Here is a 12,454-nt window from a genome sequence, read left to right on the forward strand (position 1 = left end):
TGCAGAGCTAATATATAATGATGTATCACTTCTATTTACAGGAGACATCGAGATGGAGACTATTAATCACATGCTGCCCTATACCACTCAGTCCCATGTCTTAAAATTTCCTCATCACGGAAGTTCATATTCTTTTAATACAGAATATCTAGCAAAAGTAGATCCAGAAATAGTTGTAATCCAGGTTGGAGAAAACAATTCCTTTGGACATCCTGGGAAGAATGTCCTGGAGTATTTTGAAGATGTGGGTATTCCTGTTTACAGAAATGATCTACACGGAGCCATCACCATTTACTCTACTGGGAAGAAAATAAATAAAGTGGAGACAGTTATTAAATAGGATGGCAATAAGACCTGGAAATGAAATATGTATACTCAATACCTTGATTTTATCAATTCTATAAGCATGCCTATATTTTGGCGCACTAGCCTCTAGAAACAATAGGTAAAAATTATATTTAGTTAACCTTCGGTGGATAATATATATTAATAGATTAGATTTCTCCCATTTAGAAAAGGGATTAGGATGAATCTAGAATTTATTAAGAATAAAGCAGTACCAATTTTAAAACGGCATGGAATTAAAAAAGCTTCTGTATTTGGCTCCTTTGCTAGAGGAGAAGAAAAACATAATAGTGATATTTATATTTTAATAGAATACTTGCCGGAAACTAAAAAGTCTTTATTTAAGCGAATTGAATTGAAATATGATTTACAAGATGTCCTTAATGCTGATGTGGATTTAGTCACAGAAAATGCATTATCAAGGAAGAATTTAAAGATGATATCAAAAGCCAAGATGCTGTTATAAGAAGATTTGAAATCATAGGAGAAGCTACCAAAAATATTTCTTCCGATGTAAAAAACAATTATCCTAATATTCCATGGAAGCTTATGGCTGGGATGAGAGATGTTTTATTTTCACGAGTATTTTGGGGTAGATCTGGATGAATTGTGATTTGCCTGAATTAAAGAGGTAGCTTATTAATAGTATAAAATTATAGAATGCTAAGTCGGAAACCTTTAAGGTTTCTTTTTTATTGTATGGATTCTGATAAAGCATGGTTTTCTTAACTATATTTTAAGGTGACTTGTGGATTAAAGTGGCTAAAAAGTAAACGATTATGGCTAAATAGACATTACCTGTAGAAAATATAAAAATAGTAATATAATCCAGTTAACTCAAATAGAAAAGCATTAAAAATCCCGGGCAAATTATTGGTAACCTGCAAAGTCCTATTTGCCCGGGAGTACACCTCCCAAAGGCAAAGGTTAGGTTTAGCATTATTTCATATCTTCCCCAGCCTGAAGTAAAGGAGAGATTAAAGGCTGGGGAGGTGGTTCTATGGAGGTTGCTTAAAATAGTATTGTAATAGAACAATTAGATCTGCTTGAAAATGATATTAGGTAGTATTTGCCCCAAAAATAGTAATGTGTATTTTAAAATTATATATCGAGGGAGGTATAAGATGTGATCGTGAAGACAGTATCTTGTTTAGTTGTATGTGCTGTTTTCCTAACTATGAGGTTATCAATTGATACCGTTCTACAAGCAAAGGACGGTTTGACTTTTTCAATTATGTCTGATGCCAGCTGGTAGCGGTTAATACTTGATGATTAAAAAAAGTAAAAAAAAAGGAAAACTTAATGGAAAAAATTAAAGGAAAAATTAAAAGGACGTAGAAGTATTTAATAATAGGAAATATCGTTTTACAATGTAAAATAATCTGGAGGGTGTCTATGTCTAACAATCAAAAGAAAATTAAGTCAGTTGAAAAGGCATTTCAAATTTTGGAAATAATCGGAGTTGAAAAAAGAAGCTTAGTTGAAGTCAGTAGAGAATTGGGTATGCCTAAAAGTACTGCTTTTTTCTTAATCGATACTATGGAAAATTTGGGATATTTACGTCAAAATCCAGAAACTAAAGAATATAGTCTAGGGATAAGGGCCTTTCAAATAGGTGAAAGTTTTTTAAGGCAAGTAGATCTACGATCAACTTTTAAACCATATATAAAATCAATAGGGGAAAAAACGGGGGAAACGGTACATGTTGTTATTTGGTCAAATAATGAAGCAATTTACTTGGACAAATATGATGGGAATGTTAATAACATTTATTCACAAATTGGTTCCCGTGCAGAATTACATGCATCTTCCGTCGGAAAAGTAATATTAGCTTTTCAATCCCATGAAATAATAAACATGAAACTTTCGGGTGAACTAAAAAAATTTACTAAATATACAATTACCGATATAGATGTTTTACTTAAACAATTTATAAAAATTAAGCAACAGGGATTTGCAATTGATAATCAAGAAATTGCTTTAGGTTTTTCATGTGTTGCTGTCCCAGTTTTTGATGCTTACGGAAAAGCTAGTGCTGCTATAAGTGTATCAGGAAATACAATTAGTTTGACAAAAGAAAAGATAAATGAGTATACTCCTTTTCTGATAGAATGCAGTAAGAAAATATCTAATGAAATTGGTTGGAGCATTTATTAATTATTTTTTTATAAACGTTATAGGAAACGCGGTTTTACAATATAAAACAGATACAACGAAATCAATATATTATCTATGATTGGGGAATCAAGAAAAATGAAGAACAAGGTAAAAGTTGCAATACTCGGACCAGGTAATATAGGGACTGACCTTATGTTTAAGATCACAAAAAGTAGATACATGGAATTAGAGTACGTTGTGGGAATACAGGAAACTGAAGGGCTAAAATTAGCACGCAAACGAGAGATTAAAACTACTTCGAATGGTATTAAGGATATTCTTGGTATCAATGATATAAAGATAGTTTTTGATGCGACTAGTGCGAAAGCTCATTCAATGCATGCAGATTTGCTAGGGGCTGCAGGTATATTCACTATAGATTTAACACCAGCTGCTATCGGGGCATATTGTGTCCCATCAATTAATTTCGACTACGCAATATTAAATGATGATAATGTTAATATGGTTACTTGTGGCGGCCAGGCAACTATACCTATAGTCGCTGCAATAAACAGCGTTGCTGATGTAAGTTATGCAGAAATAGTTGCTAGTTTAAGTAGTAAAAGTGCAGGACCTGGAACAAGGCAGAATATTGATGAATTTACTCAAACTACTAAAAAGGCAATAGAGAAAATTGCTGGGGCAGATCTTGCAAAGGCAATTATCATTTTAAATCCAGCAGAACCACCAATTCTTATGAAAAATACAATTTATACTATAGTAAAGAAACCAGATATAGAGATAATTAAGGAATCTGTTAAAAAAATGGTGGCACAAATTAATGAATATGTTCCGGGATATAGGGTGGTAATGGGGCCTATACTTTCTGTTGATAAAATAACAACAATGATTGAAGTTGAAGGAAGTGGAGATTTTCTACCTAGTTACTCCGGTAATTTAGACATAATGACATGTGCTGCAGTACAAGTAGGTGAAAAATATGCTAGTAAGTTATTGGGGGTTAAGAAATGAAGACTGTATATATAAAGGATACTACACTTAGGGATGGAAGCCATGCAATTTCTCATCAATTCATGCCAAAAGACATTTCTGAAATTGCACTAAGCTTAGAAGATGCTGGAGCAGATATTATTTCGGTGGGCCACGGCGATGGACTTGGTGGTAGTAGTTTGCAATATGGATTGGGTGCTATAACTGATTTACAATATGTAAATGCAGCAGCATCAGTTTTGAATAAAGCGAAGCTTCAGGTTCTCTTGTTACCAGGAATAGGTACTATTAATGATTTGAAGTTAGCAAAGAAGCATGGAGCGAACGTGGCAGGAATCTCAACTCACATTACTGAGGCGGATATAGCTGAGCAACATATAAAAGTCGCTAGAGATATGGGGATGTTCACTATCGGTTATCTAATCATGTGCCATATGGAATCTACAGAGAAACTAACAGAACAGGCTTTATTAATGGAAAGCTATGGAGCAGAAGTAATATATATTACAGATTCTGCTGGAGCATTTCTCCCACATGAAGTAAAACAAAGGGTTTGTGCTTTAAAGAATAACCTTTCTATACCAGTAGGTTTTCATGCCCACAACAATTTGGGATTAGCTATAGCAAATAGTTTGGTGGCAATTAAAGAGGGAGCAACTTACATAGATAGTTCTCTTATGGGGTTTGGTGCAGGTGCAGGAAACTGTTCTACAGAAATGCTGTTAGCAGTTTTGAAAAAGATGGAGATTCCAACAAACATGGATTTATATAAAACTATTGATGCTGGAAACCAAGTACTTCTCCCATTGTTGAAAGAAAAAGGGGTTTCTTTGCCGAGATTTACCTCTGATACGCTAATGCTTGGTTATGCGGGGGTTTATTCTAGCTTTTTAATACATGTGAAGAAAGCTGCTGAACAATTCGATGTTGACTCAAGGGATGTGTTGGTTGAACTGGGTAACAGAAAGGCTGTAGGAGGTCAAGAAGACTGGATTATTCAAGTGGCTCATGAAATTTCTTTAAATTCTTTATCGTAATGTTTTCAATCTATTAATAAACTTTTTCTAGGGAAACACGATGTGTTAATTCATAGAATTATTTGATTGTTACTTTATAAGAGGAGGGTAGAGACTGTTTATCCACTTTATCTAATTAAGGAGGCAGAAAATGAGAAGCCATGTAATTACTCAGGGAATGGAGAGAGCAACTCATAGGGAGTTATTTCACGCAATGGGTTTACTGGAGGAAGAAATGAATCAACCATTAGTGGCTGTTGTCAATTCTTTTAATGAAGTAATGCCCGGTCATTTTCATTTAAATACTATTACTAAGGCTGTAAAAGAAGGAGTTAGGATGGGAGGGGGAACTCCACTAGAATTTCCAGTAATAGCTGTTTGTGATGGACTAGCTCAAGCTCATATTGGAATGTTATACCCGTTAGCTAGTAGGGAGCATATTATTGACTCCATTGAAATAATGATAAACGCTCATGCGTTTGATGCAATGGTTTTAATTACAAACTGTGACAAAATTACCCCAGCAATGTTAATGGCAGCAGCTCGTCTTAATATTCCTTCAATTGTAGTTAGTGGTGGGCCTATGCTTTCGGGTTGTTGGAATGGTAAAAAAGTAAGTTTAACTGATTTATATGAGAGCATTGGTTTAGTAAAAAGAGGGGAAATGACAGAAGAAGAACTTTATGAACTAGAAAAAGTGGCTTTACCTGGTGCTGGTGCATGCAATTTACTCGGGACAGCAAATTCTATGAATATTTTGACAGAAGTAATGGGAATGTCACTTCCAGGGACTGGTACAACCCCTGCGGTAAGTGGTAAAAGATTAGCTCTTGCTAAGAGAGCGGGTATACAGGTTATGGAATTGTTAAAGAAGGACATAAAACCAAAAGATATATTAACCCAAAAAGCAATAGAAAATGCTATTACTTTTGATATGGCAATTGGTGGGTCTTCAAATACTACCCTTCATTTACCTGCTATAGCCAATGCAGCTGGAATGGAGTTAAGTTTAGAAAAATTTAATGAATATGCAGAAAAAGTTCCGCATTTAGTAAAAATGAAACCAGCTGGTGATCACTTTCCAGAAGACTTCGATAGGGCAGGATCAGCTAGTGCATTAATGAAGGAGCTAGCAGAAAAAGGGCTAATGCATACTGATGCTTTAACAGTAACGGGGACTAACATTGAAGAAAATATTAAGAATGCAAAAGTATTGGATAATGACGTTATTCGTTCCTTCGATAACTGCTATACAAATACTGGAGGTCTAAAAATTTTAAAAGGAACGTTGGCTCCCGGTGGAGCAGTATGCAAAAAGGGGGGAGTCGTAAAGGAAATGTACGTGCATAAAGGATTGGCAAGAGTATTTAATTCGGAAGATGAAGCCATTAGTGCCATCTACTCAGAAAGTATTAATTCTGGAGAAATTGTAGTTGTGAGATACGAAGGTCCTAAAGGAGGACCTGGCATGCGTGAAATGGTAACTGCAACGGCAGCTTTAATTGGAATGGGTTTAGGCGGTTCTGTGGCACTAGTAACTGATGGCCGTTTTTCCGGAGCAACAAAAGGTGCTGCAATTGGTCATGTTTCCCCAGAAGCAGCTGAGGGAGGACCAATTGCATTGATCGAGGAAGGGGATATCATTAGCTTTGATTTAGAAAAAGGAATACTGGACTTAGAAGTTCCTCAAGATATTTTAGATAAGAGATTAGAAAAATGGGTACCTAAAGATCTTGATGTACCTCAATACAGTTACCTGAGGAGGTATGCAAAACATGTAAGTTCTGCATCTAAAGGAGCTATTTTTGAATAACATTCGAGGAGGTGATAATTTGGAAAATAATATATGGCTTATAAAAGCGGAAGAATCACTTAGTAAATTAGAGTATCCCAATAGTGACAATTATGAGTTACCATCATCAAATAGTACGTTTGCGGACGGTGCTAATTACAGAGTTGAAATATCAGGCGTTGAAAAACCGAGCACACTAGAAACACTCATTGAGCAGAAGGAAATATCTGGAGTAAATGTTCATAGAGTAATTATTTCACTTATGGGTTCTACTTGGTTAACAGGTGAAGATTTAACTAGAATAGCGCAGTTAAGTAAAGAGGCAAATCTTGAAGTTATTATGGCACCAGGGCAGCGTCCACTTTGGGAAATAGGTAAACAATCATCTTCGCCAGAGGGATGTCTATCAGGGCTTAGGCTTAGGGGACAAGATAGTGTTAAATTTTATCTTGCTGATATCTTCAGATGTGTCGAAAAGGGAATTAGGGGTTTTCTTGTTTGGGATGAGGGTGTTTTAAAGATACTTAATGAACTTCGCCAAATGGGAGAATTGCCAAAGGAAACAATTTTCAAAGTTTCTATATTAGCTGGGCATGGGAATGCTGCAGGAGCAAAATTATTACACGAATTGGGGGCAAATAGCTTTAATCCTGTTAATGATGTCACTACACCAATGTTGGCCGGTATTAGGCAATATTGTGATTTACCAATGGATATTCATGTTGTCAATTTTGATTCCTTTGGAGGGCAAACCCGTTTCTGGGAGATGCCTGAAATTATCCGAGTGGCCTCGCCTTGTTATATTAAATTCGAACCAGGTCCTTCTATTGCTCAAATGGCTCGTCCCTGGCTCTCTGAGGAAAGTCTTTCTTACTCTATAAGACAAAAAGTTAGGCAGGTGAAAACGGTTGTAGAAATAATTGAAGGTAAATATCCAAATTTAAAACAATCAGAACAAAATTGTGAAGATCTGGTAGTAGCAAATCCATAGAAGTATAACCTAACAGAATAATACTTCGGTTAGTTATTAAGTTTCAGATTATCTAAATACAAATTAATTATTAGGAGGAGTCGAGTATGAAAAAATTGTTAAGTTTAGTGGTTATTATGTTTATTCTGGTCTCAATTAGCGCATGCAGTAGTAATAGCAGCAATGAGCAGCCTAATGATAATAATGAAGTAGTGAATAATGAAATGGAAATGGTGGAATTTAAAATAGGGATTACAGTCGACCTTGATTCTCATTACGGTAAAGGATTACTTGAAATGAAGAGATTGCTTGAGCAATACTCTGATAACAAAATGACGTTGAATATATTTGAGAATTCGAAATTAGGTAATGAAAGGGATATGATTGAGGGTGTAAGTATGGGGACCTTAGATATGGTTCTGTCCTCAACAGGTCCTCTACCAAACTTTTCTCCAATGTTTATGATTTTTGATTTACCTTTTATAATAAAGGACAGAGATGCGGGATATAAGTTTATGGATGGTTTAAAAGGGCAAGAAATTTTAGATAGCTTAGAATCTAAGAATATTAAAGGACTAGGTTTCTGGGAAAATGGATTTCGTAATGTCACAAATAATGAGAAAGAAATAAAGAGTCCTGAAGATATAAAAGGATTGAAAATACGAACAATGGAAAACCCTATTCACCTTGCCAGTTTTAAACAACTTGGGGCAACTCCCACTCCTATGGCTTGGGGCGAAGTATTTACAGCCCTTCAACAAGGTACAATTGATGGACAAGAAAACCCACTTGTGGGGATACACTCAACAAAAGTATATGAAGTACAGAAATACATTTCTCTTACAGAACACTTTTATTCACCAGCAGTATTAATGGTAAATAAAAGTAAATTTGACAGCTTATCTTCTGAAATGCAGGATGTACTAATTAAGGCGGAAAAAGAGGCAAGAGAGTGGGAAAGAGAATACTGCAGACAAATGGATACCGAATTAATACAAACACTTAAAGACGAAGGTGTTGTAATAACAGAGGTTGATAAAAGTGAGTGGCAAAAAGCTGTAGAACCTGTTTATAAGGAATTTGAGGATCAAATACCAGCAGATTTGATTAAGGCTTTAAAAGATTCAAAATAGAACAACTTCAGGAGCTTGTGTTAACTTAACACAAGCTTCTGGAATAAGAGGAGTGTGATGAAATTGAAGGAATGGTTCTCTAGTTTAGAAGAACATATTATCGCTCTACTTCTTTTGTTAATGGTAATAGTGATATTTCTAGCAACTGGCTCAAGATATCTAGGGATAGGATCAATGACATGGGGAGAGGAGTTTGCCCGTTATGCAATGGTGTGGATGACATATTTGGGTTTGGGTGTAGCAGCTAAGAAGAAGGCTCATTTCTCAGTAACGGCTTTTATTAGCTTTTTTCCAAAAAACTTTCAAAAAATCATAAGGGTGTATCAATTGCTTGTTGTAACAGCATTTTCTGTGATAATAGTTATCCTATCGAGTAAAATTGTATATTTGCAATTTGGGATGAGTCAAACTAGCCCAGCTATGTATTTACCTATGTGGTTTATATACTCTGCAATCCCTCTAGGAAGTTTACTCTTAATGTTTAGATTTGCTCAAAGTGTATTTAACTATAAAAGTAACTATTGATAGGAGGTAGCCTTGTGGGATTAGTATTATTTAGTAGTTTATTTATTTTTCTTTTTAGTGGTATTCCTATTGCAATTGCACTCAGTACCGCAGCTCTTTTAGGGGTGCTTCTGACCGACACAACGGTTCCTTTAATAGTTGTGTCTCAGCGTATGTTTACTTCTATTGATAGTTTTCCATTTATGGCAGCCCCTTTCTTTATATTGGCGGGTAATTTAATGGAAAAAGGAGGAATATCAAAAAGATTAATAAAATTTTGCCAATCGATTTTGGGATTTCTTTCATCTAGTTTAGGTATTATAACAATCGTTGCTTCCGCATTTTTTGGAGCCATATCGGGTTCAAATGTTGCAACTGTTGCAGCTATAGGTGGAATTATGATTCCTGCTATGGTTAAAGCAGGTTACCCTAAAAATTTATCAGCCGCTATTAGTGCATCTTCAGGAACTTTAGGAGTTGTTATTCCTCCAAGTATACCTATGGTGACTTATGGGATTACGGCATCTGTCTCTATAGGAAGGCTTTTCTTGGCAGGATTTATTCCAGGACTCTTATTGGCTGGAGTTATAAGTGTTTGTGTATTATTTTTAGCAAGAGGTTGTGAGGAAAAAGAGGAAGTCCATAGTTTTGAATTTAAAGATCTCCTATTAAGTTTTAAAGATGCGATTTGGGCGATACTAATGCCTATAATAATTTTGGGTGGAATTTATGGGGGAGTATTTACACCAACCGAAGCTGCCGCTGTAGCAGCTGTATATGCATTAATTGTCAGTGTTTTTATATATAAAGAAATTGAAATGAAGGATTTAAAACCAGTATTTATCAATTCAGCTGTTACATCATCAGTCATATTATTCATTGTATCATGTTCAGCGCCGTTTGCATGGTTAATGACTAATGCTAGTGTTCCTGAAGCGGTTTCATCTGCAATTTTGGCTATGTTTGACAATAAATATATTATTTTACTGCTTTTAAATTTTATTCTACTAACTCTGGGTATGTTTATGGAAACTCAATCTATAATATTACTTATGACTCCAATACTAATACCCCTTGCATTAAGTTTGGGTATTGACCTAACAGCATTAGGTATAATAATTGTTGTGAACACATCTATAGGTATGATTACGCCTCCTTTAGCAGTTAATCTATTTGTAGCAAGTTCTATAAGTAAAAGTACTATTGAGCAAGTTTCTAAAAGTGTTATGCCCTTTTTAATTGCAGAAGTCGCTATTGTACTATTAATAACATTTTATCCGGGTATCATTACATGGTTACCTGATTTGCTGGGTAAATAAAAATAACTCAAGTTATTAAAAAATGGTAATTTGCTTCCACATTTTTACTTGAGGCCTAATTGGAGAATGATAATTTAAGTTCTATACTAATCATACGAAGGGTGGTTAATGTTATGGTAAAAAAAACAGTATTTGATTTCAATAATATGGTGAAACATGGGGAAAAGTTCATTTATCTTACTGCGTATGATTATTTAACGGCTAAGATGATGGAAAAAGCAGAAGTTGATATGATACTTGTCGGAGATTCATTAGGTATGGCTTGTCTTGGTTATGAAACTACTCACCCTGTTACCATAGAAGATATGATCCATCACTGTAAAGCTGTTCGTAGAGGGGCTCCAAATACATTTATAATCGGTGACCTACCATTTATGGCTTATCAAGTTTCAGATGAACAGGCTGTGGAAAATGCAGGAAGGTTAATAAAAGAATCTGGGGTTGATGCGGTAAAAGCCGAGGGAGGAGGACCTAGAACCTTAAGTAGGATTAAAGCAATCAATGAAGCGGGAATATTAGTAATGGGACACTTAGGCCTTACACCACAGACCATGGGTCAATTAGGGGGATTTAAGACTCAAGGGCGTAGCGCACAAGATGCTTTCAAAATAGTCAAAGAAGCTAAAGATACTGAAAAAGCTGGTGCATTTAGTATACTAGTGGAAGCTGTTCCATCCGAAGTCGGTAAAATAGTAACAGATAAAGCTGACATACCTATTTTTGGAGTTGGGGCAGGTCCTTTTACTCATGGGCAAGCTCTAACGTATGCTGATCTGGTAGGTCTTTATGATGAATTTTCACCTAAATTTGTAAGGAAATATGCTAATATTGGTGAAATAATTACCAATTCCTTTAGCGAATTTAAAAGGGATGTAATATCAGGCCAATTCCCAGTAGAAGGAGAACACACATACAAGATGAAAGAGGAAGAAATATTAAAATTTCATAAATTGCTAGAAGAAATATAGTAATTGGTTGAATATCTCATGCTCTGAAGAGTAAATTTAATTTCAATCTTCTCCAATAGTTAAAAACCTAAAAGCCTAATAATATAACTATTAGATAAAACTTAACTGCATGGGTTTTGCTAACAGTTTTATATTCTCGTCTGTTCTTTGCGGGTGCACTTCTAACAGATTGAGGATATTATTTTTGCTGTTTTTTAGGTCCGTCAATATTTTCAACCTGTTTTTATACAGCTCAGTAGCAGTATGTTCTATAATTTGTGTTAGCAGGTAATAATTCTTCATTGTTACGTAATTATATAAAAACACCTAATGACAGGGTGGTATTAATAGATGGAGGAGGGGTTTCAGGTAGTCATAACTATGGGGATTTAGTAGTAGTTCCTTTTTTAAAACATCTTGGAGTGAAAAATGTGGATGTGGTAATAAACACCCACCCCCATGATGATCACCTTGCAGGCTTAAATCTAGTATTAAAGCAGTACCCTGTTGGCTTAACTCTAATACCTGCAGGTTTTGAAGAGGAATACGAAGGTTTTTTGGACATTATTGAAAATAGAGGACTTAACTATTCCTACAGCAAGGAAGGTCAATCCATAGGCTTAGATTCAGATATACAACTAAACATATTACATCCACCTGGAGATTATCCAGCTTCTCTTGGTGCCAACAACAATTCGCTTGTTGCAGAGCTAATATATAATGATGTATCACTTCTATTTACAGGAGACATCGAGATGGAGACTATTAATCACATGCTGCCCTATACCACTCAGTCCCATGTCTTAAAATTTCCTCATCACGGAAGTTCATATTCTTTTAATACAGAATATCTAGCAAAAGTAGATCCAGAAATAGTTGTAATCCAGGTTGGAGAAAACAATTCCTTTGGACATCCTGGGAAGAATGTCCTGGAGTATTTTGAAGATGTGGGTATTCCTGTTTACAGAAATGATCTACACGGAGCCATCACCATTTACTCTACTGGGAAGAAAATAAATAAAGTGGAGACAGTTATTAAATAGGATGGCAATAAGACCTGGAAATGAAATATGTATACTCAATACCTTGATTTTATCAATTCTATAAGCATGCCTATATTTTGGCGCACTAGCCTCTAGAAACAATAGGTAAAAATTATATTTAGTTAACCTTCGGTGGATAATATATATTAATAGATTAGATTTCTCCCATTTAGAAAGGGGATTAGGATGAATCTAGAATTTATTAAGAATAAAGCAGTACCAATTTTAAAACGGCATGGAATTAAAAAAGCTTCTGTATTTGGCTCCTTTGCTAGAG

11 protein-coding genes and 1 pseudogene are annotated in these 12,454 nt (G+C 35.2%); all 12 read left to right on the plus strand.

Annotation, left to right across the window (positions count from 1 at the left end):
• The 12 genes and pseudogenes from APF76_07075 to APF76_07130 all read left to right on the plus strand — a co-directional run bounded on the left by APF76_07075 (window position 1) and on the right by APF76_07130 (window position 12,177).
• A pseudogene (locus APF76_07075) lies at window positions 1-340 on the plus strand.
• A gap of 186 nt (window positions 341-526) precedes the next feature.
• A complete protein-coding gene (locus APF76_07080) occupies window positions 527-811 on the plus strand; it encodes a hypothetical protein (GenBank protein ID KUO49178.1) in 285 nt (94 codons plus the stop codon).
• Window positions 812-1,740: 929 nt separating this feature from the next.
• A complete protein-coding gene (locus tag APF76_07085) occupies window positions 1,741-2,502 on the plus strand; it encodes a hypothetical protein (protein KUO49179.1) in 762 nt (253 codons plus the stop codon).
• Window positions 2,503-2,598: 96 nt separating this feature from the next.
• Window positions 2,599-3,474, plus strand: a complete 876-nt coding sequence (locus tag APF76_07090; GenBank protein ID KUO49180.1) for an acetaldehyde dehydrogenase (acetylating) — start codon at window positions 2,599-2,601, stop codon at window positions 3,472-3,474.
• On the plus strand, window positions 3,471-4,490 hold the full coding sequence (locus tag APF76_07095; GenBank protein KUO49181.1) for a 4-hydroxy-2-oxovalerate aldolase: 1,020 nt from the start codon (window positions 3,471-3,473) through the stop codon (window positions 4,488-4,490). Before APF76_07090 ends, APF76_07095 begins: the two co-directional genes overlap by 4 nt.
• A gap of 130 nt (window positions 4,491-4,620) precedes the next feature.
• Window positions 4,621-6,282 carry a dihydroxy-acid dehydratase gene (locus APF76_07100; GenBank protein KUO49182.1) on the plus strand — a complete coding sequence of 554 codons (1,662 nt, stop codon included), beginning with the start codon at window positions 4,621-4,623 and terminating at the stop codon, window positions 6,280-6,282.
• 19 nt (window positions 6,283-6,301) lie between these two features.
• Window positions 6,302-7,252: a hypothetical protein gene (locus APF76_07105; GenBank protein ID KUO49183.1), complete on the plus strand. Its 951-nt coding sequence runs from the start codon at window positions 6,302-6,304 to the stop codon at window positions 7,250-7,252.
• A gap of 86 nt (window positions 7,253-7,338) precedes the next feature.
• On the plus strand, window positions 7,339-8,364 hold the full coding sequence (locus tag APF76_07110) for a C4-dicarboxylate ABC transporter substrate-binding protein (protein ID KUO49184.1): 1,026 nt from the start codon (window positions 7,339-7,341) through the stop codon (window positions 8,362-8,364).
• Between the two features lie 57 nt (window positions 8,365-8,421).
• Complete coding sequence (locus APF76_07115; protein KUO49185.1) at window positions 8,422-8,889, plus strand: hypothetical protein; 468 nt, start codon at window positions 8,422-8,424, stop codon at window positions 8,887-8,889.
• A 14-nt stretch (window positions 8,890-8,903) separates the two neighbouring features.
• Window positions 8,904-10,187, plus strand: a complete 1,284-nt coding sequence (locus APF76_07120; protein ID KUO49186.1) for a C4-dicarboxylate ABC transporter permease — start codon at window positions 8,904-8,906, stop codon at window positions 10,185-10,187.
• A gap of 113 nt (window positions 10,188-10,300) precedes the next feature.
• Window positions 10,301-11,155, plus strand: a complete 855-nt coding sequence (locus APF76_07125) for a 3-methyl-2-oxobutanoate hydroxymethyltransferase (protein ID KUO49187.1) — start codon at window positions 10,301-10,303, stop codon at window positions 11,153-11,155.
• A 281-nt stretch (window positions 11,156-11,436) separates the two neighbouring features.
• Window positions 11,437-12,177: a hypothetical protein gene (locus APF76_07130; protein ID KUO49188.1), complete on the plus strand. Its 741-nt coding sequence runs from the start codon at window positions 11,437-11,439 to the stop codon at window positions 12,175-12,177.
• The last annotated feature ends 277 nt before the right edge of the window (window positions 12,178-12,454 follow it).

The sequence above is a fragment of the Desulfitibacter sp. BRH_c19 genome, assembly GCA_001515945.1.
Taxonomy (GTDB): Bacteria; Bacillota; DSM-16504; order Desulfitibacterales; family Desulfitibacteraceae; genus Desulfitibacter.